The organism is Primorskyibacter flagellatus, from assembly GCF_900176485.1.
Lineage (GTDB): Bacteria > Pseudomonadota > Alphaproteobacteria > Rhodobacterales > Rhodobacteraceae > Primorskyibacter > Primorskyibacter flagellatus.
This window is the reverse complement of sequence record NZ_FWYD01000005.1, coordinates 101,044-126,598: the sequence shown is the minus strand read 5'-3', so window position 1 is coordinate 126,598 and position 25,555 is coordinate 101,044. Positions and strand designations below refer to the sequence as shown.

Annotated in this window: 21 protein-coding genes; 11 read left to right on the top strand and 10 right to left on the bottom strand. The window is 60.6% G+C overall.

Annotated elements, in window-relative coordinates; all coding sequences use genetic code 11:
• Nucleotides 1-54: 54 nt before the first annotated feature.
• The 7 genes from B8991_RS09935 to B8991_RS09905 all read right to left on the bottom strand — a co-directional run bounded on the left by B8991_RS09935 (nucleotide 55) and on the right by B8991_RS09905 (nucleotide 8,133).
• Nucleotides 55-1,089, bottom strand: a complete 1,035-nt coding sequence (locus tag B8991_RS09935) for a DUF475 domain-containing protein (protein ID WP_084352841.1) — start codon at nucleotides 1,087-1,089, stop codon at nucleotides 55-57.
• Nucleotides 1,090-1,107: 18 nt separating this feature from the next.
• Nucleotides 1,108-2,049 carry a 2-hydroxyacid dehydrogenase gene (locus B8991_RS09930; protein WP_084352840.1) on the bottom strand — a complete coding sequence of 314 codons (942 nt, stop codon included), beginning with the start codon at nucleotides 2,047-2,049 and terminating at the stop codon, nucleotides 1,108-1,110.
• Nucleotides 2,046-3,665, bottom strand: a complete 1,620-nt coding sequence (locus tag B8991_RS09925; RefSeq protein ID WP_084352839.1) for an ABC transporter ATP-binding protein — start codon at nucleotides 3,663-3,665, stop codon at nucleotides 2,046-2,048. Before B8991_RS09925 ends, B8991_RS09930 begins: the two co-directional genes overlap by 4 nt.
• A complete protein-coding gene (locus B8991_RS09920; RefSeq protein WP_084352838.1) occupies nucleotides 3,658-4,581 on the bottom strand; it encodes an ABC transporter permease in 924 nt (307 codons plus the stop codon). The genes B8991_RS09925 and B8991_RS09920 overlap by 8 nt, the downstream gene beginning before the upstream one ends.
• A 7-nt stretch (nucleotides 4,582-4,588) precedes the next feature.
• Nucleotides 4,589-5,503, bottom strand: coding sequence for an ABC transporter permease (locus B8991_RS09915; protein ID WP_084352837.1), 915 nt, complete (start codon nucleotides 5,501-5,503; stop codon nucleotides 4,589-4,591).
• A gap of 66 nt (nucleotides 5,504-5,569) precedes the next feature.
• On the bottom strand, nucleotides 5,570-7,072 hold the full coding sequence (locus tag B8991_RS09910; RefSeq protein ID WP_084352836.1) for an ABC transporter substrate-binding protein: 1,503 nt from the start codon (nucleotides 7,070-7,072) through the stop codon (nucleotides 5,570-5,572).
• Nucleotides 7,073-7,263: 191 nt separating this feature from the next.
• On the bottom strand, nucleotides 7,264-8,133 hold the full coding sequence (locus B8991_RS09905) for a DMT family transporter (protein WP_084352835.1): 870 nt from the start codon (nucleotides 8,131-8,133) through the stop codon (nucleotides 7,264-7,266).
• A gap of 252 nt (nucleotides 8,134-8,385) precedes the next feature.
• Here B8991_RS09905 and B8991_RS09900 point away from each other — a divergent pair, with 252 nt between their 5' ends.
• From B8991_RS09900 to B8991_RS09885, 4 genes are read left to right on the top strand one after another with little or no spacing between them, the layout of a single operon-like run.
• Entirely contained in the window at nucleotides 8,386-9,519 is a 1,134-nt protein-coding gene (locus tag B8991_RS09900) for a sialidase family protein (protein WP_084352834.1), read from the top strand.
• Nucleotides 9,516-10,463, top strand: a complete 948-nt coding sequence (gene pdxA, locus B8991_RS09895; RefSeq protein WP_084352833.1) for a 4-hydroxythreonine-4-phosphate dehydrogenase PdxA — start codon at nucleotides 9,516-9,518, stop codon at nucleotides 10,461-10,463. Before B8991_RS09900 ends, pdxA begins: the two co-directional genes overlap by 4 nt.
• Nucleotides 10,460-11,365 (top strand): dihydrodipicolinate synthase family protein, encoded by a 906-nt coding sequence (locus B8991_RS09890; protein WP_084352832.1) that lies wholly within the window; start codon nucleotides 10,460-10,462, stop codon nucleotides 11,363-11,365. Before pdxA ends, B8991_RS09890 begins: the two co-directional genes overlap by 4 nt.
• A gap of 13 nt (nucleotides 11,366-11,378) precedes the next feature.
• Nucleotides 11,379-12,500 carry an iron-containing alcohol dehydrogenase gene (locus B8991_RS09885; protein WP_143514544.1) on the top strand — a complete coding sequence of 374 codons (1,122 nt, stop codon included), beginning with the start codon at nucleotides 11,379-11,381 and terminating at the stop codon, nucleotides 12,498-12,500.
• Here B8991_RS09885 and B8991_RS09880 read toward each other — a convergent pair whose 3' ends face one another.
• Both B8991_RS09880 and B8991_RS09875 read right to left on the bottom strand, forming a co-directional pair.
• Nucleotides 12,501-13,229 (bottom strand): FadR/GntR family transcriptional regulator, encoded by a 729-nt coding sequence (locus B8991_RS09880; protein ID WP_084352830.1) that lies wholly within the window; start codon nucleotides 13,227-13,229, stop codon nucleotides 12,501-12,503. It abuts the gene before it with no gap.
• Between the two features lie 6 nt (nucleotides 13,230-13,235).
• Nucleotides 13,236-14,240, bottom strand: coding sequence for a four-carbon acid sugar kinase family protein (locus B8991_RS09875; protein WP_084352829.1), 1,005 nt, complete (start codon nucleotides 14,238-14,240; stop codon nucleotides 13,236-13,238).
• A gap of 97 nt (nucleotides 14,241-14,337) precedes the next feature.
• Between B8991_RS09875 and B8991_RS09870 the strand changes: the two genes are divergently transcribed.
• The 5 genes from B8991_RS09870 (at nucleotide 14,338) to B8991_RS09850 (ending at nucleotide 19,609) form a co-directional block, all read left to right on the top strand.
• Nucleotides 14,338-15,249 carry a LysR family transcriptional regulator gene (locus B8991_RS09870; protein ID WP_084352828.1) on the top strand — a complete coding sequence of 304 codons (912 nt, stop codon included), beginning with the start codon at nucleotides 14,338-14,340 and terminating at the stop codon, nucleotides 15,247-15,249.
• Nucleotides 15,250-15,668: 419 nt separating this feature from the next.
• Entirely contained in the window at nucleotides 15,669-16,325 is a 657-nt protein-coding gene (locus B8991_RS09865) for a paraquat-inducible protein A (protein WP_143514543.1), read from the top strand.
• Complete coding sequence (locus tag B8991_RS09860) at nucleotides 16,292-16,927, top strand: paraquat-inducible protein A (RefSeq protein WP_084352826.1); 636 nt, start codon at nucleotides 16,292-16,294, stop codon at nucleotides 16,925-16,927. Before B8991_RS09865 ends, B8991_RS09860 begins: the two co-directional genes overlap by 34 nt.
• The gene (locus B8991_RS09855; protein WP_084352825.1) at nucleotides 16,924-19,050 is read left to right on the top strand and encodes an MlaD family protein; all 2,127 of its coding nucleotides are present in this window, start codon (nucleotides 16,924-16,926) and stop codon (nucleotides 19,048-19,050) included. The genes B8991_RS09860 and B8991_RS09855 overlap by 4 nt, the downstream gene beginning before the upstream one ends.
• 4 nt (nucleotides 19,051-19,054) lie before the next feature.
• Nucleotides 19,055-19,609: a PqiC family protein gene (locus tag B8991_RS09850; RefSeq protein WP_084352824.1), complete on the top strand. Its 555-nt coding sequence runs from the start codon at nucleotides 19,055-19,057 to the stop codon at nucleotides 19,607-19,609.
• 85 nt (nucleotides 19,610-19,694) lie between these two features.
• On the opposite strand, the gene B8991_RS09845 is transcribed toward B8991_RS09850, so the two are convergent.
• Entirely contained in the window at nucleotides 19,695-20,612 is a 918-nt protein-coding gene (locus B8991_RS09845) for a hydrogen peroxide-inducible genes activator (protein WP_084352823.1), read from the bottom strand.
• Between the two features lie 94 nt (nucleotides 20,613-20,706).
• On the opposite strand from B8991_RS09845, the gene katG reads away from it, so the two are divergent.
• Nucleotides 20,707-22,932 (top strand): catalase/peroxidase HPI, encoded by a 2,226-nt coding sequence (gene katG, locus B8991_RS09840; protein WP_084352822.1) that lies wholly within the window; start codon nucleotides 20,707-20,709, stop codon nucleotides 22,930-22,932.
• A gap of 414 nt (nucleotides 22,933-23,346) precedes the next feature.
• Complete coding sequence (locus B8991_RS09835) at nucleotides 23,347-25,515, top strand: DEAD/DEAH box helicase (RefSeq protein ID WP_084352821.1); 2,169 nt, start codon at nucleotides 23,347-23,349, stop codon at nucleotides 25,513-25,515.
• The last annotated feature ends 40 nt before the right edge of the window (nucleotides 25,516-25,555 follow it).

Here is a 25,555-nt window from a genome sequence, read left to right as displayed (position 1 = left end):
GACAGCGGCGGATGACGGCAGTGCCACGGTGGTTGCTTCTGGGAGCTGCATTTTTCAGCTTTCGACTTCGGATCGGCGATAAAGGACCGAAGAAATGAACGCCATCAGGATGAAACCCGCGCCCAGCGATCCGGTAATGATCTCTGAAACGTGCCAGATGGTTTGCAGGAACATGATGATCGACAGCACAAGGATGGACCAGAAAGCGCCATGTTCGAGATAGCGGAACTCTGCCAGTGTTTGTCGCTCTACGAGCATGATGGTCATTGACCGGACATACATCGCGCCGATGCCCAGCCCGATGGCGATCAGGAACAGGTTCTGCGTCAAGGCAAACGCCCCGATGACGCCGTCAAAGCTGAACGACGCGTCCAGCACCTCAAGATAGAGAAACGCGCCAAGACCACCCTTCGCCACGGTGCCCGCAGCATCGGATTTGTCCAGCACATGGCCCAGCATATCAACCGCAAGAAAGGTCAGCAGGCCCGCACTGGACGCGAACAGGAACCTGCCCGCGTCCTGATCCGGCAAGGCCGTCGCAAAGCCCAGCATCACCGCCAGAACAAAGGCAATCTCCATCCCCCGGATAGATCCGAAGCGGCGCATGTTGCGTTCCAGCGCGGCGATCCAGTCAACCTCCTTGCCCTCATCCACAAAGTAGCTGAGCGCCACCATCATCAGAAATGCCCCGCCAAAGGCCGCAATCGACAGATGCGCATCGCCGATGATGCGGGCATATTCGGCAGGTTCGCGTGCCGCGAGGCGCACGGCCTCTATCGGGCCGATGCGCGCAGCGATCACCACGATCAGAAGCGGAAAGACGATCCGCATGCCGAACACGGCGATCAGGATACCCCATGTCAGAAACCTTTGTCGCCAGATCGGCGTCATGGTCTGCAACTTGTTGGCGTTCACGATGGCATTGTCGAAGGACAGCGAAATCTCGAGGATCGCCAGCACAAGGCCGATCATAAAGAAGCTAAGCGTGCCTGCGATAGTGCCGGAATAGGTCCAGCCCAGCCAAAGCGTCAGCATCAGACCCAGCACGGTGACGGCAAAGGCCCAGCGGAAGTAGTGCAATATGGTCATTATGTTCCTGTGGCAGAGTTAGTTAACTGCTGTCAGCAAGGGCTGATCAGCATAGAATGCGGCGAGGTTATCGACGACCAGTTGCGCCATGGCATCGCGCGTTTCCTCCGTCCCCGACGCGTGATGCGGATAGAGCGTCACATTGGGCAGCGCGGTCAATTCTGGATCGGGGTTCGGTTCGTTGAGAAACACATCCAGACCGGCCCGCCCCAGCCTGCCGTCTTTCAGCGCGCGGATCATTGCAGGTTCGTCCACGACACTGCCGCGTGCGATGTTGACCAGCACACCGTAAGGGCCAAGCGCATTCAACGCGGCCTCGTCCATCAGCCCGCGCGTTGCGTCCCCGCCAGCAACGGCCAACACGATCACGTCGCTTTCAGCCGCAAGCGCCGTCAGGTCTGCAACATAAGGATAGGCGATCTCTGGCTTTTCGCGGCGACCGTAATAGGCGATCTGCATTCCCATGACCGAACACCGCGCGGCAATCGCCTGTCCGATCGTGCCCATGCCGACAATGCCCAACCGCGCGCCTTTCAACGTGTGTTGCAGCGGATACATGCCCTTGCGACCCCAGTCGCCAGCGACCGTATAGGCATGTGCATCAATCAGCCCCCGCCGCGCCGCCAACATCAACATAATAGCCGTGTCGGCCACGTCATCGCACAAAGCGACAGAGGTGTTGGTCAGCGTCACACCATGGTCGGTCAACGCGTCCACGTCGATATCTTCGTACCCGGCCGACGAACAGGCGACGACTTTCAGCTGCGGCATAGCCTCAACCATCTGCCGCGACAGTTTCGCATGTCCATTGGTGACGACACCCTGGCATTTCGGGCCGTGCGCGGCCAGGAACGCAGCCTTGTCTTCAGCCTCGTCGTAGCGGTGCAGCGTATAGGCCGCTTCCAGTTGCGCCCAGGCTTTTGGGCGCGTCGGGTACAGAACCATCACGTCAGGTTTCATTGAGCCATCTCCAGTCGTTTTACGCGTCGCGCGGCCTGCACCTCGGGGTCGGGGTTCAGACTCGCAGCCAGAAGTTCTTGGGTGTAGCGCATCCTAGGTGCCTCGAATATCTGCCGAACGCTGCCCTGTTCGACGATCTCGCCGCCCTGCATGACAATCACCCGGTCGGCAAAATCGCGGACCACCGGCAGGTCATGCGCGATGAATATGTAGCTCAGGCCAAGCTCTTGGCGCAAACTGTCAAGCAATTCGATCACCTGCGCCTGGATCGACACGTCCAGCGCCGAAACCGCCTCGTCGCAGACAATGATCCGCGGCTCCAACGCAAGCGCCCGCGCAATGGCAATCCGCTGGCGCTGCCCGCCCGAGAACTGATGCGGGTAGCGGTGCATATGTTCGGCCTGCAACCCGACCTGTTCCAGCAGTTCCGCAACGCGGGCCTTCCATTTGTCTTTAGACAGGATTTCACGGTGGATCACCCACGCCTCGGAGATCAGATCGTAGACCGACATGCCGGGGTTCAGGCTTTGTGTCGGATCCTGAAACACCATCTGGATGTCGCGGCGCATTTCAAACAATTCAGCCGGGCTGAGCGCGAAGAGATCTCGTCCCTCGTACTCGGCCTTGCCGCCAGACGCCTCTTCGAGCCGCAACAGAACCTTCGCCATGGTCGATTTGCCCGATCCGCTTTCACCCACAACGGCGAGGGTTTCCCCAGCCAGCAGATCAAAGCTGATGCCCTTCAGGGCCGCAAAATCGCCATAGTTCTTTTTCACATCCGTCAGCCGCAAAAGCGGCTCCTGCTCGGCCACGCCAAGCGACATGTCCCCCTGACCGGGCGCTGCCGCGATCAGCTTTTGCGTATAGGGGTGCTGCGGAGTGTGATAGACTTGCGCAGCACTGCCCGTTTCGACGATCTGGCCGCCATTCATCACCACAACGCGGTGCGCCATCTCTGCGACCACACCCAGATCGTGGGTGATGATCAGAAGGCCCATCCCGGTTTCCGTCTGCAATTCTTCCAGCAAAGCCAGAATCTGCGCCTGCACGGTGACATCCAGCGCCGTGGTCGGCTCATCCGCGATCAGCACGTCAGGCCGCAGGGCAAGCGCCATGGCAATCATCAACCGTTGCCGCTGACCGCCGGAAAACTGATGCGGATATTTTTTCGCGGCACCTTCGGGGTCGGGGATGCCGACCTTGCGCAGCAACCTGACCGTCTCGGCCCTGGCCTCGCTACGCGACGTGCCGTGGATGACCATCGTTTCCTCGATCTGCCAGCCGACGCTGTAGACCGGGTTTAGGTGACTAAGCGGATCCTGAAAGATCATCGCGATCCGCTTGCCGTTGATCATGCGTCGCTCGTCACGGCTCATCGTCAACAAATCGCGCCCTTCGAACAGGATGCGCCCGCTGGAGATTTCGCCCGGCGGGATGTCGATCAGATCCATGACGGCCGAAGCGGAGACCGATTTTCCGGACCCGCTTTCACCCAGGATCGCCAGCACTTCGCCGCGATCCAGATGCCAGCTGACATCGCGCACCGCATGCACCGGGCCGCGCACCGTGTGGAAAGTAACCGACAGATCCTGCACTTCGAGTAGGTGGTCACCCATTCTTCTTGTCTCCGATTTCCAGACGCCAGCGTTGCTGCGGGTCCAGCGCTGTGCGCATCCAGTTCGACAGCAAGTTGAGGCTGAGTGTCGTCAAAACGATTGCCAGACCCGGCCAGAAAGACAGCCACCATGCGGTGGTCAGATAAGGCCGCCCCTGACTGACCATCAGGCCCCAGGTAATTTCTGGCGGTTGAATGCCGATGCCAAGAAAGGACAAGGCGCTTTCCGCCAGCATGACGAAGGCAAAATCCAGCGTCGCGATGGTCAGAAGCGTCGGGAAAATCACCGGCAGCATATGACGGAAGATGATCCGCATCTCCGACGCACCCATCACCTTGGCCGCCTGCACGAACATGCGTTCGCGGACCTCCAGAATTTCGGCGCGCGTGGTACGCAGGTAGATCGGGATGCGGGTGATCGCCAGAACGATGATGATGTTCCCCACCGACGGCTCCAGCATGTACAATACGATCACCGCCAGCAGCAGCGATGGAAACGACATGATCACATCCGCCAAACGCGGTATGATCTGCCCCGCGCGACCGCGCGAATTTCCCGCGATCAGGCCCAGAGTGGCCCCGACCGCCATGGCGGTCACGACAGAGCCGCCCGCCACCATCATGGTGTTATGCGCCGCAACGATGATCCGCGCCAGAAGCGGGCGGCCCAACTGGTCGCCGCCAAGGAAAAATTGCCAGCCGCGCGAGAGATCAAACGGCGGCGCGTTACGACCACGCAGGTTTTGTCGTCCTGCGTCATATTCCAGAAAGAACGGGCCGATGAAGGCGCAGGTGATGACGATCAGCAGAAAGATCACAGCGGCCAGCGCAAGCTTGTCGGCCAGCAGCATCGACCAGAACGCAGCAAGCTTGCTTTTTTCCTTGACCGCGGCGCTTTTTGGGGGGGTATGGGTCATCGGCACCTCAATACCGGATGCGCGGATCGAGCACGGAATACGCCAGATCGATCAGCAGGTTCATAACGAAGATCGCAAGAGCCGTCACCATGATGGCCGCCAGAACGACCGCGAAGTCACGTTGCAGGATGCTGTCGATCATCAGTTTGCCGACACCGGGAAAGCCGAAGATCGTCTCGACCACGACGGCACCATTCAGAATGGCGGCGGCCTGATCGCCGATAACAGTGATCACCGGCAGCATCGCATTGCGCAACGCATGCACGAAGATGATCGGACGCGAGGCGACCCCCTTGGCGCGTGCGGTTTTGACATAGGCCGACCCGAGCGCGGTTATCATCGACCCGCGCACAACTTGCAGGATCAGCCCGAAGGGGCGGATGAAAAGCACTCCGATGGGCATGATCCAATGCCAGACCGTGCCGGTGCCAGAGGTCGGCAACCATCCCAGATTGACCGAAAACAGCACGATAGCCACGATGGCGATCCAGAAGTCCGGGGCGCTGGCACCGATCAGGGAAAAGAACGTTGCCGTGCGGTCAAACAATCCGCCGACCCGAAAAGCAGCCAGAGAGCCGATCACGATGGCTGAAATGGTAACGATAGCCATCGTGATGGCGGCAAGTATCAGCGTCCACTCGAACGCTTCCAGCACCACGTCCAACGCGGGGCGCGAGCGGCGGATCGACTCGCCGAAATCAAGCATTGCGAGATCCGCCAGATACCGCCCGAACTGGACGATTAGCGGATCGTTCAGCCCATGCAGGGCTCGGAAATTCTCGCGCGCTTCCAGGCTGGCATCGACCGGCAGATACAAGTTCGTCGGGTCGCCCGTCAGCCGTGACAGAAAGAACACTGCGACGACCAGAAACAGCAGCGATATCAAGCTGGCATAGGCACGCTTGGTCAGAAACGACTTCATGACACGAGGCTCCGTGGTGTTGGGTCCGGAAGGCGGGCGGATGCGCCTTCCGGTAATCTCAAGGCGTTACTTGAAATTGATCTGCGCCAACTGAAGCTCGGAGTTGGTGGCGATGGTCGGGGTGAAGTCCAGACGCTCGGCCACGCGGCTGAAACCGACCATGTGGAACAGGAACACATCCGCCACGATATCGTTGTGGATCATCGCGAAGGCCTCCTTCCAGGCAGCGGCGCGGTCGTCACCGGTGGCGGCGGTCGCGTCGGCCATGATCTGATCGAGCTCTGGCGAGCAGAAGCCCGACTGAAGCCCTTCACAGGCGTATTTGAAGAACATCGAGAATACCGGATCGCCCCGGCTGTTGTCATGCATCGCCAGCAATACGGACGGTCCCCGGCCCTCGGCGAATGGTTTGGAGTAGAAATCGATCCATTCCGCCACCTCGTACATCCGAAGATCGACGTTGAAACCGACATCCCCGAACATCTGGGTCAGCGCCTCGGCCACTTCCGTCACGTTGGGGAAATTGCCGATCCGTGCGATCATGGTGATTTCGGCATCTACCGGAACACCGTCGGCCTTGGCCTCTTCCAGAAGCGCGCGGGCCTGATCGGGGTCGTAGGGCCAGGGCGACAGGTCGCTGTTGAAGCCGAGGGTCGAGGGCGGCACCATATGGGTCGCGGGGACGGCGTCCTGCGGCAGCAGCGTGCCCAGGAAGGCATCTCGGTCCACGGCCATGTTCATGGCCTTGCGCACCCGGATGTCATCGAGCGGTGCAACCCCGTGATCGACCCGCAGGTAGGTGGTTTCCGAATTCGGATATGCGAAGTCCGTTGCGGGGTTTGTCGCCTGCTCCTGACCGATCAGCGGCACGATGTCGGCCTCGCCGGTCGCGACCATCGCGGCACGCACCGCATCGTCGGACCGGAACTTATAGGTGGCCTTTGTCACTGCCGGGGTCTCGCCCCAGTAATCGTCGCGACGCTCCAGCGTGATGTTCTGGCCGACATTGCGCTCGGTCATCTCATAGGGTCCGGTGCCTACGGGCTGCTGCACGAACTCGAACGGCGTTTCAGACGGAACGATGGTCAGGGTCGACATCAGCAACGGCAGGATCGGCTGCGCCGGGTCCGATGTGATTTCAAGCGTGTGGTCGTCAACGACATTCATGTCCAGCGTCATGCCGCCGAAATACTTTGCCCCGATCTCGCAGGCGATCTTGTCGGATACGGCACGTTCATAGCTTTGGACCACATCGGCCGCATCAAATGCCGACCCGTCCGAAAAGCTGACGCCCTGCCGAAGCGCGAAACGCCATGTGCCTTCATCAACCGCCTCCCAGCTTTCTGCGAGCCGGGGCATCAGGCTGCCATCCGAGGTGTTCAGCTCGACCAGCGTTTCCGAGATGTTCTGCTGGATCACACGACCGATATTGGACTGCGAGGTCATGCAAGGCTCGACCGTTTCCAGATCCTCGTTGAGGACGATGGTCACGTCACTGTCCTGTGCAAACGCCGGAACGGCCGTGGCGAGCGCTATGGCGCTTCCGTAGAGATAGGATCGAATGTTCATTCAGGTCTCCTCCGTGTCATGCAGCGTATTTTTCGTACCGGGTATCGCTGCCTGACCCGGCCGTTTCTCGGGTGCGCCGTTCTTTTCTGACGCGCTTTCCTTCAAAAACTCTACTACAGTGCGAAGCCCCCGTGAAACATACTTTGATGCACGGTGATGCTAATCTTATATCATTCTAACCCCGAACAACATCACTCCGGCGACAACTTGCTGCGCGCGGTCGATGCCATCAGCGCGATGGAAACAAAGATGAGTGACGCCCCGACCCATGTGGCCAGCCCGGCCACCTCTCCAAACAGCATGTAGGCAAGCGCCGCGACAAGCGGCAGCCGCAGAAAATCCATCGGGGCCACCAGTGATGCTTCGCCAAGCTGGAAGGCCCGCGTGACCGCCACCTGATTGATCGCCCCAAGCGAGCCTTGCAGCGCCAGCAAACCCCACTGCAACAGCGTCGGTGTGGTCCAGAAATAAATCGCAGGCAATACCGCCAGCGGCACCATGGTGATTAGGTTCCACGCAACCAAAGTCTCGGCGCCTTCGGTGCGGCCCATGACCTTCAAGATCAACTGAATGGTCGCCACCAACAATGCAGACAGCAGCGCCAGCCACAGCGCAGTTGCCGTTGCACCGCCCACCATCGCGGGCTTGAGGATCACCACGACACCGACAAAGCCAAGTGCCGCCGAAAATATCCGAAGCGGCCTTGGCTGCTCTGCCAACAGGAACCACGCGCCAACGGTCACGAATACAGGCGCAGCAAAGCCGATCGCCGTCACAGAGGCCAGCGGCGCACCGGCCAGGGCCGCGAACAGTGCCACCAGCGACAACAGCTTCAATCCCGCGCGCAATGCGTGAAGCCCGTAGCGCTTGGTTTTCAGGATATGCGGACGCTTCATCATCCATGGCAGCATCGCCAAAAGACCAAATCCCGCGCGCGTGAAACCGATCACGAATGGGTGGATCTCACCCGCAAGCAGCCGGACAATCACGGCATCCGTTGCGCTGATAATCGCAACGAACAACATGAGAACAATTGCCGTCATGGCAGGCTTGTCGCGCATTACCAGACCTTTCCACGGGAGGACAATCCGCCCACCATACTGCTGCCAGACAGATGAAACGACAAGTAAAGTTATTTGTCAACTGTTGTATTAACTTCATTTCTTCGAAAACAATGATGCATAATTTATCCTTTATTTACAATATATAATGACTACACACCTACATTCATCTTACGCCGAAATGAACTTTTCAACTTGACAACTGTTTATTTTCTGCCGCAATTGTTGCGTCCCAATCAACGCGGAGTCCTCATGTTGTCCTTCCCCAAAGCCCCCGCAGATATTGCGCGCGCCATGACCGGGCGCATCGCGGACAGGCATGCAGTGCTGGGCTCGCCCCGTGTACAAAATCATGCAGCTTTCCTGACGCGTTCGCCGCAAGGACAATTGAGCTGTGTCTGGTTCGGCGGCAGTCTGGAAGGCAAGGCGGACATCTGCATTTTTCGCAGTCGGCTGGCAGGCGACACCTGGTCGGCCGCAGAACAACTGACGGATGATCCGGACCGGTCGGAACAGAATCCGGTCCTTTTTTACGCTCCGGATGGGCGCACTCTGCTGTTTCATACCGCCCAGCCCGGAGGCGATCAGGATCGCTGCGTCGTGCGGATGCGCGAAATCGGGCAAACGCCACAGGATCTTCCGTTGCCCGGTGGCAGCTTTGTCCGCGCGAGGCCAATGATCCGCGACGACGGGGCCTGGCTTTTGCCGCTATTTCACTGCACGCCCAAAGACGGGGCGCGCTGGACCGGGCGTCATGATACAGCCTCTGTCGCGATCAGCGAGGATGCGGGCAAATCGTGGCGGCGCGTAGAGGTTCCCGGCTCTACCGGATGTGTTCACATGACGATTGTGCCGGGGAACGGCAAGCTGCTGGCCTTTTTCCGCCGCCGGCAATCCGACTTCGTGCATCGTACTGTCAGCTTGGATGGCGGCGAAACGTGGTCAGAGCCTTCGGCCACCTCGATGCCCAACAACAACTCCTCCATCGCCGCGATCCGATTGTCCGACGGGCGCGTCGCGCTGTGTTGCAATCCGGTGAACGCCGACATGTCCCCGGATAGACGCGTGTCACTTTATGACGAATTGGGCGACGACGACCGTCCCGAAGCGACTGGCGGCTGCACCCCGATCTGGGGCGTCCCTCGCGCGCCGCTTATCGTCGCTTTCTCGGAAGATGATGGACAGACCTTCCCACGCAGCATTACCGTCGCCGAAAGCACCGGAACGTGCCTCAGCAACAACAGTGAGGATGGCCGGAATCAGGAACTTTCTTACCCGGCACTGCTGGAATCGCCCGATGGCGGGCTGGACGTGGCCTTTACATTGCACCGCCGAGCCATCGCCTACCGGCATCTGACACCATTTGAAATCGCGGAGGCCACATGATCGGCATTACCATGGGCGACCCTGCTGGGGTTGGCCCGGAAATCACGCTTAGGTCTATCGAGAGCATGTCGCGCGATGACCGCGCGCAAACCCGCGTTTTCGGCAATACAGAAACGCTTCGCCATGTGGCGGGGCTGATCGGCAGCCCGCTGAAACCGGGCGAGGATTTTGCTGTGACCGACCTGCCCGTTGAGGGCGGGCCACTGCCGATGGGAAAGCTGGACAAGCGCGCCGGGGAGGCAGTGTTTCGGTTCATCGAAGCCGCCGTGCGGGCGGCCGAGGCTGGACGGATTGGCTGCATCGTCACTGGCCCGATCAACAAGGAAGCACTGAATGCCGCCGGGCATCATTATGACGGGCATACCGGGATGCTGTCGTCTCTGACCGGCCAAAAAGGCGCGTTCATGCTGCTCGCCTCGGAACGGCTGAAGGTGATCCACGCCTCCACGCATGTATCGCTGAAAACCGCGATCGAGCGGACCAGCCCCGAGCGGATCCGTGACACCATCCGCGCCGGGCATTCCCATCTGCAACGCATTGGCATCAAAGCCCCCCGGATCGCCGTCGCCGGGTTGAACCCGCATTGTGGCGAAGGTGGGCTTTTCGGCGACGAAGACGATCGCCTGATCGCGCCCGGCGTGCAGATGGCGCGCGGCGAAGGCATTGACGCGCAAGGCCCGATTTCCGCCGATACGCTATTTCATCGCGCGTATAGCGGTGCCTTCGATCTGGTCGTCGCCAATTACCACGATCAGGGCCATATCCCGATCAAACTGGTGGCCTTCGATACCGCCGTGAATGTCTCTGTCGGGCTGCCGATTGACCGCACGTCCGTTGACCACGGCACCGCCTTTGACATCGCGGGCAAGGGCATCGCCAAACACGAAAACATGCTTGAGGCCATCGCCTATGCACGGCGTCTGGTCGCTGGGAGGTCCGCATGATCGCAGAAAATTTCGGCGTCAACTGCGCCGCTGCAACCCCTGTCGGTGCGGATGGTGCCCCTCGGCTGGATCTGTTCGCGGCGCATTGCAAGGCGCTGCTGAACGAGGGCTGCCACGGCGTCGCCCTGCTGGGCACCACGGGCGAAGCCAACAATTTTGCCGTTTCAGAGCGCAAGGCCCTGTTGGAAGCGGCCCTGAAGGCTGGCGTGCGTGGCGACCAACTGCTGCCCGGCACGTCAAGCTGCAACGTGCCCGAAACCATCGAACTGACCCGGCACGCGGTGGACCATGGCGCCAGGGCTTGCGTCCTGCTGCCGCCCTTTTACTACAAAGGGGTCAGCGACGAAGGGCTGTTCCACTTTTACGCCAGCGTGATCGAAGTCGTGGCCGATGACCGGCTGCGCGTGATCCTTTATCACATCCCGCAGGTCACGCAGGTGCCGATCAGCCATGAACTGATCGCGCGTTTGCGCGACGCGTTTCCCGGTATCGTCGCGGGCATCAAAGACAGTGCCGGCGACATCGCCAACATGACCGCAATGATCGAACGTTTTCCCGGCTTCGCGGTTCTCGCCGGGGCCGATCCGCTGCTGCTGCCGCTGCTTCAAGCAGGCGGTGCCGGATGCATCACTGCGACCTCGAACCTTCGCTCTGACGCGCTGCGGGTGATTTGGGACAACTGGTCCGATCCAGAGGCTGCTGACAAAGTGACTGCGGCGCAAGATCGGATTAACGGCTGGCGCACGCTGACCAATGCATACGTCCAGCTGCCCACGGTCAAGGCCATGCTGGCCAAGGCACGCGGCGATGCCGACTGGCGCAACCTGCGTGCGCCACTGGTCAAATTGACCGACGAGGAAACGAATGCTGTCTGGGCCGAAATGGACCGGCTGAACGCCTGAGGGGGACACCATAATGAGCATGGACAGAGCCATCACTCTGCACCAACCCGCAAGGCTGGAGATCGGCGCCGGATCTGCCGCAACTGTCGGCCAGTGGGCGATAGGTGCCGAACGCACGCTTGTCCTGACCTCCGGCTCCGTCGCGGGTCATGTGGATCGGCTGGGCCTGCCCGGACAGGTGCGCGTCTTTGACACGGTCCCACCCGAACCGGATGACAAGGCACTTGCCACCGCTCTGACAGCCGCTGCGGAATTCAAGCCCGACACCATCATCGGGCTGGGCGGTGGGTCGGTCATGGATATTGCCAAGCTGGTGGCATGCCTCTGGGATGGCGCGCAGGCGCTGATAGACGTTGTCGGGCCAGACAAGATCATGCGGCGGCTGTCGCGGCTTGCGCAGGTGCCCACGACCGCGGGCACCGGGTCCGAGGCGGGGATACGTGCGCTTGTCACCAATTCGGCGACCTCTGCCAAGATGGCGATCGAAAGCCCGCATATGCGCGCCGATCTCGCAGTGCTGGACCCGGAGCTTACCTACTCTGTCCCGCCCGCCGTGACGGCCGCCACCGGCGTTGATGCAATGGCGCATTGCGTTGAGGCTTTTACCAGCCTGCGCGCCCATGACATGATCGACGGCTATGCCCGTATGGGGATCGGCCTCGTGGGCCGCTATTTGCGGCGCGCGGTCGAAAACGGACGCGACACCGAGGCGCGCAATGGCATGATGCTGGCCAGCTATTACGGTGGCATCTGTCTGGGTCCGGTCAATACTGCGGCAGGTCACGCGCTGGCCTATCCGTTGGGCACCCGGCTGCACCTGCCGCACGGTCTGGCAAACGCGATCATCTTTCCGCATGTATTGGCCTTCAACGCGCCTGCCCGTCCGGAAAAAACCGCTGAAGTCATGTCCGCCCTCGGGCTTGAGGTCACCCCGGACAGCGATCAGGTGGCAAAGCGGACATATGACTTCTGTGCCTCGCTCGGGATCGAAATGCAGTTGTCGCGGCATGGGGCGACCCACGACAGCCTGGCGGGATGGGCCAAAGAGGCACATGCAATCCGACGGCTTATGGACAACAACCCTCGTGATATGAGCGTGGATGACGTGCGCAACATTTTTGCTGCCGCCTTCTGATCATTCAGCGAACAATCGGTCTCTCGATCCGATCAGATGGGTAGCCATGAACTGACGGGCGTCCTCGGCCCGGTGATCCTGGATCGCCTCGAAGATCGCCTGATGTTCGGCATAAACATGATCCAGCCCGTCAGGCGTTTGCTTCAGCGATCGCCCGTGGAACTGCATACCAACCGCGATGTGATCCTTGAGCGCCTCCATCGCGGTCGAGAAATAACGGTTACCCGACGCTTTCGCGATTGCCAGATGGAACTGAAAATCCGCGTCCTCACGATGTCGGTTACGATTTGTAGCATCGCGCATCAACTCCAACGCGCTTTGGATCAGTGCCAGATCCGCTTGCGTATGACGTTCCGCGGCAGAGGCCGCTCCGGCGGGTTCCAGCGTCAGGCGAAATTCGTAACAGCGATGCAGATCCGAAAAGTTTTCGACCTGACCAAACCCCAGCGGTTCGCGCATACCCGCCTGCCGAACGAAACTACCCGCCCCCTGACGTGAATAGATCAGCCGTTGATCGCGCAGTTTGCGCAGCGCTTCGCGCACGATCGGACGCGACACTTCAAATTCGCTGGCCAGATCATGTTCTGTCGGAAGACGCTCGTCCGGCGCATACGCACCGGATTTTATCGCGCGGTACATCCGGTCAAAGACCATGTCCGAAAGGCTCTTGCGCTGACCCGGAAGGCTGCTTTCACGGGGGCGCGACGTTGCTGGCACCTTATCTGTCATACCAAGTCACTCCACATCGCGCGTCAGATCATTCAGGGCAGACGGCACACCAAATCCGCCGGATTTGGTGACAATACGCCATCCTTTTGCCGCCGACAAAGGCAAGCCGGGCACAATCTCTCCCTCCACTGTCAATATTTCAACATTCAACGCATCCAGGACCGTCTCTGCCGTGGCACCGCCGGTCAGGATCAAGGACCCGACCTGTCCTGCCAGCGGTACGAAAGAGCGCGCGAGCGCCTGCGCAATCCGACGCGGGTCGCTGTCAGGCCCGATCACCGCCTGCATCAGCGTGACCCTGTTCAGCGTCGCAGGCAGATCGGTCTCGCCGGACGGTGCCAGCAGATGCGTCGCATCCGTAAGCTCCGCCACCTGTTCCACGGTGATCGGATCGGTGGAGCCGACGGCAACACCGATCCGACCCGTCAGCGGATCAGGCCGACTCTGCATGATCCCGGCTGTGTCGGCCATCGCTTGCGCCAGACCGCGTGCCCCCACCAACACTGCGCAATCGTCAGCCGCGTTGAACGCCGCCCGCATCTCTGCCTGACTGACCGTATCGGGGATCTGTGCCTGCGCCCCGCGCGGACCCAACCTGTCGCGTACTTGAATTGGGGTTGGCACGCCGAAACCCCGCAACTCTTCTGCCTGTACGATCCTGCCAAACTCTGGAATTGCGGGCAGCACGAGCAACCTGCCGGACGGCAGCGCCGACAATTCTGCCGCAATCTGTCCCTTCAGGCGCGAATCAACTTTCTTGAGGATGCGGCTGCCGGGCGGGATCTGTCCAATAATTGACGCCACGCATCGGCTTGCTGCATCAGGATCAACATCTCGCGTCCGGGTAGACACCGCAGTAACATCAGCATTGCGCGCCAGGGCATCTGCAAATGCCTCTGGCCGCGTGGCGACTACGACCGATGAATCGGGGGCACAAAATGGCGCTGCCATGTCCAGCGCACCAGTCAGATCATCCGCGACAATAACAAGCTGTTCAATTTGTTCACTCACAGATCTAGCACCACATTTTATCTAAGAAAATTGATGCTTCATAGTTTACACCTGCTAAAATGAAACACAACGGCACAGCGGCATCCGGGGCACGGAAATGGACGGAAAACTCTTCGAGCTAAACCACCTTCGGTCTTTTGTTGCCGTCGCAAAAGAGCTGAACTTTCGCCGCGCGGCGGCCCGGCTGAACATGACCCAGCCGCCCTTGTCTCGTCATATCAGCCTGCTGGAACATGCCGTCGGCGTGCGGCTGCTGGATCGCAACAATCGGTCGGTCAGACTTACGGCTGCTGGGCGCCGGTTTCTGGGAGACGCCGTAGACATTCTGAAACGGGCTGAAAGCGCCGCTCTTTTTGCGCGGCAGTCAGCACGCGGCGAAAGCGGATCTTTGGTGTTGGGCTTCGTGCCCTCTGCCTGCATCGAGGTCATCCCCAGAATACTTGGGCGTGTGGAGAGAGATTTGCCCGGAGTTCAGTTGATACCCGGCGAGATGATGACATTCGAGATTATCGAAGCGTTGCATTCCGGGGGTGTCGAAATCGGTTTGTTTCGCCTGCCCCAACGGCAGACAGGGCTGGATATTCACAAAGTATGGAGCGAGGGGTTCGTGTTGGTCGTGCCACGCGACCACCCTTTCGCAACCAAACCGGACCTTTGCGCAGAAGACCTCAATGATGCGCCGTTTATCGGGTTCTCGACGGAACGTGGTGGGTTTCTTTTCGACGTGGTTCAGGGGTTTTTTTCGGCGCGCGGGATCAGCCCGGCGACCCGCTATTCGGTCTCCCAAAGTCATACGATCATGTCGCTGGTGAACGAGGGGCTGGGCGTTGCACTTGTGCCGGCGTCGATCACCAAGACAAAGATGGCTGACACTGTGGTCCGCAACATCGAACTGCCCCGCGATCTTTGTTCCGATCTTTACATGGGGCTTGGCCTGAAGGAACCGGACCGGCTGGTGCGAGAAGTCTCTGAATTGATCATAGATGAGCTGTCGCTGCCCGCACGTTGACAGGACAGCACCCCGCGCGCCGCCGTCCAGAAAGATATAGGTGCCGAGGATGAAAAGCGCACCCTGCCAAAGAAGCCGGCGATCCGGATCAAGCAAGCGCGCGATCGCAGATGTGGCCGTGGTCGCCTTGGACGCGGCAGCCATCATGTTTTGCAGGTGGGTTTGAGCGGGGATGAACGGCTTTGTACCGGTCATCGCGTCTTATATCGTTACCATAGCGCCAATCACCACCATAAGCAGAATAACCAGCATGCTCCCGAAGCTGCGCGTTGTGTCCGGTCCGACATAGCCTCGCCAGATCGCGAACAGGCTGCCCGTCAAATCGGCCAAAACCATTGTGTCACACTCTATTTGGTCGCGCGTCACTAAAACGAGTTGTGCTTTTCACTCTGCCGTGGGCGCACTAGGTTAGGCGGATGATGCCAAACGTAACCGATGTGACAGTTGCTGATGATTTGCCAGATCCGGCAAAGCTGATCGCCTGTCCACAATGCGATGCCTTGCACCTGGATGCCGATCTTCCCATCGGGTCCACCTCGCGCTGCGTCCGCTGCCACACGGTTCTGGAATCGCCACGCCAGTTGGCGCTGACACGGATCGTGATGCTGGCCGCCGCAGCGCTGATCCTGATGATCGCGGCAATTTTCTTTCCCTTCCTCGAACTGCACGCCGCAGGGCGGATACAGCGCAGCTCGCTATTGGACACCGTCATGGCATTCTCAACCGGCATGACCGCCCCACTGACGCTGGCAATGGCTGCATTGATCGTGATCTTGCCGGTCACGCGCTTCGTTTCGCTGATCTATGTACTGGCACCGATGGCCTTTGGCTGGACACCCGCACGCCACGCTTCGCGAGCTTTTCGGATTGCCGAAGCGCTGCGCCCCTGGGCGATGGCGGAGGTGTTCATCGTCGGAGTCGCCGTGGCGCTGGTCAAGGTTGCAGGGCTGGCGCATCTGTCCATCGGCCCGGCATTCTGGGCCTTCGTCGCACTGGTCATCGTGACCGTGTTGAAAGACAATTTCATGTGTAGGGTAACGGTTTGGAAAACACTCGAACAGCGCCGCCCGTCCTGACCGCGCGCGCTGCGGGTCTGATCGGATGCACGCAATGCGGTCGTGTTCAAACGCCGGGTGAGGCACGATGCATCCGGTGTGGCAGCGTCCTGCAAAGCCGCGACGAAGCCAGCCTGCAAAAGGTCTGGGCCTGGTTTTTTGCGGGCTTGGTCGTTTATGTGCCTGCAAACATATATCCGATGCTGCGAACGTCATCGCTTGGCAAGACGACCGACAGCACTATTCTTGGAGGCGTGATTGACCTTATCCACCATGGCTCTGTCGGAATTGCGCTGATCGTATTCTTCGCCAGTATCGTCATTCCCGTGGGCAAGTTCATTGCCATCGCCTATCTCGCGCTCAGTATCCGGCACAGGGTCAAGCTAAGCGATCACCGCAGGCATGTGCTGTATGAGGTGGTGGAGTTTGTCGGGCGCTGGTCGATGATCGACGTCTTTGTTGTCGCAATTCTTGCGGCACTTGTGCAACTGGATTTCGCGGCAAGCATCAATCCGGGCATTGCGGCTGTAAGTTTTGCACTTTCGGTTGCATTTACAATGATGTCCGCACAAAGCTTTGACCCGCGTCTGATCTGGGACGCCAACAAAGGTAATCCCGCATGAGCCACCCCCGCCCCGCGGAAATGGAGATGAGCCCGCCCAGAAAATCTTTTTGGCGGAACCTGTCCTTTGTCTGGCTGGTGCCGATTGCCGCTTTGGCGGTCACGCTGTTCATCGCCTGGCAAAGCTGGGCCGCCAGAGGCACTCTGATCGAGATCCGTTTTACCAACGCGGCGGGTGTCACCGCCGATGAAACCGTTGTGCGTTATCGCGATGTTTCGGTCGGGCTGGTCGAAAACGTGCGGTTTTCACCAGATATGGAAAGTGTGATCGTCGCGGCCCGTGTTGACCAGAACGTCGCCGACAACCTGCCCGTGGACGCGCAATTCTGGGTCGTGCGTCCGGAGGTTTCCGCGCGCGGGATCTCGGGCCTGTCGACGGTTCTGTCCGGTGTCTATATCGAAGCCTCCTTCACGCCTGAACCTGGTGTGGCCGCGTCTTCTTTCGAGGGGACCAACAAGGCACCGCTTGTGTTGCCAGGCAAGGAAGGCACACGCCTGACAATCCGCGCATCTGACGGCAGCCGGTTATCGGCCGGCTCACCCATCTTTTACCGAGGCATAGAGGTTGGCAGCATAGAAGCACCGCGCTTGTTGGACAGCGGCGATGGTGTGGTGGTTGAAGGCTTTGTCGAGGCCCCGCATGACCGGCGCATCAACAGCGCCACGCGGTTCTGGGACGTTTCAGGGTTTTCGGTTTCATTAGGGGCTGGCGGGCTGGATCTGTCTGTGGACTCTTTGGCGTCGCTGGTCACCGGCGGCATTTCCTTCGACACGGTATTTTCCGGCGGGACCACCATCGACGATGATCAGGTATTTGACCTGTTTGAAAGCGAAAAATCGGCCCGCGAAAGCGTGTTCAGCGACGTGATCGACAATGCGGTCAAGCTGACGGTGGAGTTTGACGAATCCGTCAGTGGCCTGTCCGCAGGGTCGCCCGTGCAATATCGCGGTTTGCGGGTTGGTGTGGTCAGTGCCATCGGCGCGTTCATCCAGGACACGCCCGGCGGCCAGACGGTCAAGCTTCGCGTGACAATTTCGATAGATCCGCAATCCATGGGCTTGCAAAAGGACGTGCGGCAAGCCGAAACGCTCGCATTTCTGGCCGGCGCGGTAAGGGACGGGTTGCGGGCGCAACTGGCGGCGAAAAGCATCTTCAGCAATACGCTGGTCGTCGATCTGGTCGATGCCCCCGATGCGCCTGAGGCCACGCTTGGGATATTCAATGGCGAGTTTCCGGTGCTGCCCTCAATCCAATCGGACTTGCCTGATGTGACCGCCACGGCCGAAGGTCTCTTGCAACGGGTCAATGATCTGCCTGTCGAAGAGGTGATGGAACAGGCCATCTCGCTTATGGCGTCGATCGAGGCTGTCGCGGCCGCAGAAGGCACGCGCACCGCACCGGACGCCATCCTTGCGCTGATCGAGGATGCGCGCGGGTTGATCGGCAGCGAGGCGACGCAAGCCATCCCGCAAGAGCTGCGCGATACGGTGGGCGAATTGCGCAGCACGATTGCCGGGCTGACGAAGGTGACAGAGGATCTTCAGACCGCCGATGCGGTGGGTCAGCTTGTCGCCGCCCTGAATGCTGCCGAGGTCGCCGCAGAGGATTTCTCAGGCCTCAGCGCCGAACTGTCAGAAGCGGGGTCCGACGTGCCCGCGCTGATCGACGACTTGCGCGCCCTGACCGCAAAGGCCAACTCGCTTGAGGTTGAACAATTGATGACCTCCGCCGCGTCCTTCCTTGATGGGGCGGACAAGTTGGTTGACAGCGAGGACATGCGCGCCCTGCCCGCGGCCCTGACCGGTGCGCTGCAAGAGGCACAGGCCGCGCTTTCGCAACTGCGCGAAGGCGGCATTGTCGAGAATGCCAATGCAACGCTCGCCTCTGCCAGCGATGCAGCCAAAGCCGTCGCAACGGCGGTGGAATCCCTGCCAGCGCTTTCCGACCGGCTGGCACGTCTGGTGCGCCAAGCCGAAGGCACGCTGGCCGGGTATAGCAATGAATCCAGCTTCAACCGCGAAACTGTCGCCGCCCTGCGCGAAGTGCGCCAAGCCGCTGCTGCCGTCTCGAAACTCGCCCGCGCGCTGGAGCGCAACCCGAATTCCTTGCTGTTTGGAAGGTAGTCCCATGTTCCGCATGCTCCCCCTCGTCGTCCTGCTTGTCTCCGCCTGCGCGGGGGCCGAGCCGCGCTATCTGATTGATCCGCCGGACGTGACGGGACAGACCAGACTTGCTGTCTCGACCATCGAGGTTCGGCAGGTGTCATTGCCAACATATGCGGAAGGCTCTGACATTCTTCTGGAAGATGCGGATGGTGCCCTGATGCCTGTCAAAAGCGCAGCCTGGGCGGACGATCCCGTGCGGGCCGTGACCCTTGCGCTTGCCGATCAAATGGGCCGCGCCAGCAACGCTACCGTCGCCGCAGAGCCCTGGCCGCTGGAAGACAGCCCCGACATTTCGGTCCATGTGCGCGTGACGGCAATGGTCGCCCGCGCCGACGGCACGTTTGACCTGACCGGGCAATATGCCGTCTCCTCTTTCAACAAGGTTGTCCGGGAACGGATCTCGCGGTTCGACATCTCGACCCCAATGCCCGAGACGACGCCAACCGGCATTGCGCGGGCCACCAGCCAGTCCGTCACGGCCCTGTCCGACCAGATCCTGACGGCACTGCGCCGCTGACATGCCTCTCGCGCCGACGCCCGATAGTCTGCGCCTGCCTGGCAACAGGGCGACCCCGCGCCGTGCCTGACACGGCGCCTTTTGGCTAGGCCTGCGAATCGTTCGCCTGCTTCATTGTCTCAGCCGACCGGCGCACCACCGCGGCGATGCCGCGCAACTCTGCCGCGAGCGGGCTGGTCTTTCGCCAGATCATGCCAATCGTGCGCGACGGCTCGGGCGACCTGAAACGGCTGACCGTAACCGTCGCGGCCCGCGTCTCGACCGGCACCGCCATCTCCGGGATCAGCGTCACCCCGATTCCGGCCCCGACCATCTGCACCAGCGTCGCAAGAGAGCTTCCATCCAGACCGTCACGCGGCAATGCAGCGTTCATCCGGCAAAAAGACAGCGCCTGATCCCGGAAACAGTGCCCCTCTTCCAGCAACAAGAGCCGCATATCCCGCAATGCTTCCGCGTCCGGTATCGGCTCAGGCACCTCGTGAGGTGGCCGGATCAATACGAAATTCTCTGAAAACAACGGGATTTCGGGCAAAGACGGCTCTGACACTGGTAGGGCGACAATCGCGGTGTCAATGCGCCCTTCCAGCAATTCCTGCACCAGCCGCGAGGTCATCGTCTCGCGAATATGAATATCCAGATCGCCATATTCCTGCGAAAGCTCCCGAAGCAGCGTTGGCAACAGATAGGGCGCGATTGTCGGGATCACCCCGATCCGCATCCGGCCCACCAGACGATCACGGGAGGCGCGCGCAAGCTCTCCCAATTCATCCACCGCGCGCAGAATATCCCGAACCTGCCTTGCGAACTCTATTCCAAAACTGGTCGGACGCACCTGACGCGGCCCCCGCTCGAAAAGCGCGGTGCCAAGATCCTCTTCGAGATCCTTGATCTGCACAGACAAGGCGGGCTGCGAGATGCCGCAAGCGTCGGCGGCACGGCCGAAATGCGCGTGCCGGAGCAAGGCCTCGAAATAGCGCAACTGTTTCAGCGTCAGGTTCTTCATAATCTTAAACTATCATAGCGATCCAAATTTTCAACTTATGTTAATGACATAGCATTGCTATACCTTCGCCAACTCATAATTCAGGGAGAAAATCATGGACGGAAATGATGTGACGCAGAGCGGCGGCTGTCCGGTTGTGCATGGCGGCGCGCTCAACACCAGCTTCGGCGTGCGATCAAACCGCGACTGGTGGCCAAACCAGCTGAACCTTAAGATCCTGCATCAGAATACACCGCTGTCGAGCCCGATGGGCGAGGGCTTTGACTACGCAAAGGCCTTCAAGACGCTGGATCTGGATGCGCTGAAGCAAGACCTGCACGCGTTGATGACGGATTCGCAGGATTGGTGGCCCGCCGATTACGGCCATTACGGCCCGTTCTTCATTCGTATGGCATGGCACAGCGCGGGCACCTACCGGACGGGTGACGGACGCGGCGGGTCCTCCTCCGGCTCACAGCGCTTTGCGCCGCTGAACTCCTGGCCTGACAATGGCAACCTCGACAAGGCGCGCCGTCTTCTGTGGCCGATCAAGCAGAAATACGGCGACAGCATTTCCTGGGCGGATCTGTTCGTTCTCACAGGCAACGTCGCGATTGAATCGATGGGCGGCAAAACCTTCGGTTTCGGAGGCGGTCGCGTTGATATCTGGGAACCCGAGGAAGACATCTACTGGGGCACCGAGGAAGAATGGCTGGCCACGTCTGACAAGCCCGGCAGCCGCTATTCCGGCGAACGGGAGTTGGAAAACCCGCTGGCCGCTGTGCAAATGGGTCTGATCTACGTCAATCCCGAAGGCCCGGACGGCAACCCCGATCCTTTGGCCTCCGCCAAGGACATCCGTGAAACCTTTGCCCGCATGGCGATGAACGATGAGGAAACCGTGGCGCTGACGGCTGGCGGCCACACTTTCGGCAAAACCCACGGCGCAGGCGATCCCGCACTGGTCGGCGTTGAACCCGAAGCCGGTTTGATGGAGGCGATGGGTCTTGGCTGGCTCAACGGGTTTGAGTCCGGCAAGGGCAAGCACACCACGACGTCTGGTCTGGAAGGGCCGTGGACGCCAACGCCGACCAAGTGGGACAACAGCTATTTCGATGTGCTTTTCGGCTACGAATGGGAACTGACTGAAAGCCCCGCCGGTGCCAAACAATGGCAGCCCAAGGACATCCGCCCCGAGGATATGGCCCCGCAGGTAGATGGTTCCGGCGAGACGGTCAACCTGATGATGACCACCGCCGACATGGCGATGAAAATGGACCCGGAATATGCGAAAATCTCGCGCCGCTTCCATGAAAACCCCGACCAGTTCGCCGATGCCTTTGCCCGCGCGTGGTTCAAGCTGACCCACCGCGACATGGGACCGAAAGTGCGCTATCTTGGCAAGGAAGTCCCCAGAGAAGAGCCGATCTGGATGGATCCCATCCCCGAGGCCGACCACGCTGTGATCGACGCCGCGGATATTGCTGATCTGAAGTCGAAGATCGCTGACTCCGGCCTCGGCATTCCCGAACTAGTGTCAACGGCCTGGGCGTCTGCCTCGACCTTCCGCGGATCGGACAAGCGGGGCGGTGCCAATGGTGCACGCATCCGTCTTGCCCCGCAAAAGGACTGGGACGCGAACCAGCCGGAGCAGCTGGCAAAGGTGCTGGGCATCTACGAGGGCATCCAGTCCGCGTTCAACGACGCGGCGCGCGGCGGCAAGGCCGTGTCTCTGGCGGATCTGATCGTGCTGGGTGGGTCTGTCGGGATCGAAAAGGCCGCCAAGGCCGGTGGTCACGACATCGAAGTGCCATTTGCGCCGGGACGGACAGATGCATCGCAGGAACAGACCGATGTTGACAGCTTTGATGTGCTGGAGCCCATTGTCGATGGCTTCCGCAACTACAAGCAGGTCGATTACAAAGTCCCGACCGAAAAGCTGCTGATCGACCGCGCGCAGTTGCTGACGCTCACCGCACCAGAGATGACGGTGCTGATTGGCGGCCTGAGGGTGCTGAATGCTAATCACGGTGGCAATCAGGCGGGTGTCTTCACAGATCGTCCCGAAGTGCTGAGCAACGATTTCTTCGTGAACCTGCTGGACATGGGGACCGAGTGGAAGCCGGTCGGCGACTCGGACCAGCTGTTCGAAGGTCATGACCGGGCGACCGGCGCACCGAAATGGACCGCCACCCGAGTCGATCTGGTCTTCGGGTCAAATTCGCAACTGCGCGCCCTGTCCGAGGTCTATGCCAGCGCCGATCGCAAAGAGGCATTCGTCAAAGACTTCGTCACCGCGTGGACAAAGGTGATGAATGCCGACCGCTTCGATCTGGCTTAAGGCCGAGGCACCACTGACCTGACAAGAGGCGGCGTTTCAGATGACTGAAGCGCCGCTTTTCATTTTCTCATCAGCCGGTTGGCTGAGCAAGACCGCGTTGAGCAAGGACGGCAGACCGTGGCACACTTCCCACGAACAGGCTGCACAAACACTGTTCGTCACACTCGCATGCCCGTCTGAAGGTGTTCGGCGTGGGACTCCGCTTTAGTACGTCAAACGCGCATCCCGGCAACGCAGGTGTCAGCTGCATCAAATCCGACAACTGTGGCTCTAATCCCCATGACACAGGGAAACGCACGGCACTTGGGGGATTCGCGATGTACTTCCCACACAATCGTCGTTAAAGACGCTGATCTCGCGCGGCATTGGCCGGGCAATCGGGCGGAATGCGCCCCTGACCTACGGAAACCCTGCATGATCCCTCCCCTCTCCGAAGCGCTCGCCGAGCGTGGCTATGACAAACTTACACCCGTTCAAGAAGCTGTCACCGACCCCGACCTGACCGGCTCTGACCTACTGGTCTCTGCACAGACCGGATCCGGCAAGACGGTGGGCTTTGGCCTTGCCATCGCGCCGACCATCCTTGAAGAGGCAGAGCGTTTCGGACCTGCGGCAGCCCCGCTGGCACTGGTCGTGGCCCCGACACGCGAATTGGCGTTTCAGGTGATGCGCGAACTCAGCTGGCTGTTTGCAAAGACCGGCGGGCGCGTCACCTCTTGCGTCGGCGGCATGGACATGCGCGACGAACGGCGGGCGCTGGATCGCGGCGCGCATATCGTCGTCGGAACGCCGGGGCGGCTGCGCGACCATATCCAGCGCGGTTCGCTGGATATGACCGGCTTGCGCGCAATCGTGCTGGACGAGGCGGACGAGATGCTGGATTTGGGCTTTCGCGAAGATCTGGAATTCATGCTGGGCGAAGCACCGGAAGACCGGCGCACGCTGATGTTCTCGGCGACGGTGCCGCCGATGATCGCCACGCTGGCAAAACAGTTTCAACGCGATGCCCGTCGTATCAGCACGCTTGGCGGAGCGAAGCAACATACCGATATTGAATATCAGGCGGTTCGCGTCGCCCAGTCGGACAGCGAGCATGCGATCTTCAACATGCTCCGGTTTCACGACACTGAAAGCGCCATCGTCTTCGCCAACACCCGCGCCGCCGTCAGCCACCTGACCGCACGGCTGGCCAATCGCGGTTTCGCCGTGGTCAGCCTGTCCGGAGAGCTAAGCCAGACCGAACGGACCCACGCGCTGCAAGCGATGCGGGACGGACGAGCGCGGATCTGCGTTGCCACGGATGTCGCGGCGCGGGGCATCGACCTGCCTAACCTCAACCTCGTCATCCATGCCGATCTGCCGACGAACACCGAAAGCCTGCTGCACCGTTCGGGCCGCACGGGCCGCGCCGGGCGCAAGGGCATTTCCGCGCTGATCGTGCCGGCTAAAGCCGCCAAGAAGGCCGAAAGGTTGCTTAAATGGGCAAAAATCAATGCGGAATGGGTCACCGCGCCTTCCGCTGACGACATTCTGAAGCGCGACGAAGAACGCCTGCTGAACGATCCAGCATGGGGCGAACCCGTCACCGAGGAGCAGGGTGCATTTGCTGCCAAGCTTCTGGCGCTTCACACGCCAGAGGCGATCGCCGCCGCCTATCTGCGGCTTTATCGTGACAAGCGGTCCGCGCCGGAAGAGCTTTTGCCGCCCGACACCAAAGCCCCCGCGCGCGAACACAAGGCATTTGGACCGAGCCAATGGTTTGCCTTGTCGGTCGGCAACAAGGACCGGGCCGAAGCACGTTGGCTACTGCCGCTGCTCTGCCGGGCCGGGAATATTGATAAATCCGCGATCGGCGCGATCCGGGTACAGGATTCCGAAACCTTCGTGGAACTGACAAAGGCCAGCACCGCCGGTTTTGTCTCGGCTCTGGGTCCGGACGGCTTGCTTGAAGAAGGTATCACAGCGCGTCAGTTGGACCGCGCCCCCGATATTGCACCGCAAAGAGGCGGACCGAATCGTGGAGCTCGGCCTGCCCCGAAAGGCGCACATGGCGGCAACCGCTCCGACGCAGCGCGCGGCGAGCGTAAACCACGGACCAATGCAGCGCCGCGCCCGGCATCAGCAGGTGCCGCGCCCGCGAATGCCGAGGCATCGGTTTCACCCAAGCCCACGGCGGCCCCCCGACCAGCCACAGACAGTGCAGCACCGGACGCCTCGCCGCGCCCAGATTACACGGCGGCGCACGGCCCTGCAAAGGCCAAGCATACGCCAGCCCGTGGCGGGAAACCTGACGCGCGCGGCGGCAAACCGGGTGGTGGCAAACCGTCCACCGGCAAGTCCTTTGGCGGTAAACCTTCTGGTGGCAAACCCTCGGGCGGTAAACCCTCTGGTGGCAAACCCTTCGGTGGGAAGCCCGGCGGTGGCAAACCAGGCGGCAAGCCAGTGCGCGCTGCCAGTGATGCGCGCGACAGCTCCAAGCGGTTCACGCCGCCGGGCAAAGCAACCGCAGGGCCGCGCAAATCCGGCCCCGGATCGCAATCGCGAAAGGGCGGAACCGAACCGCCCCGACGTACCAAACGCTAGGGAATGACGCACAAGACGCCCGGACGGCACAGGCCTCCGG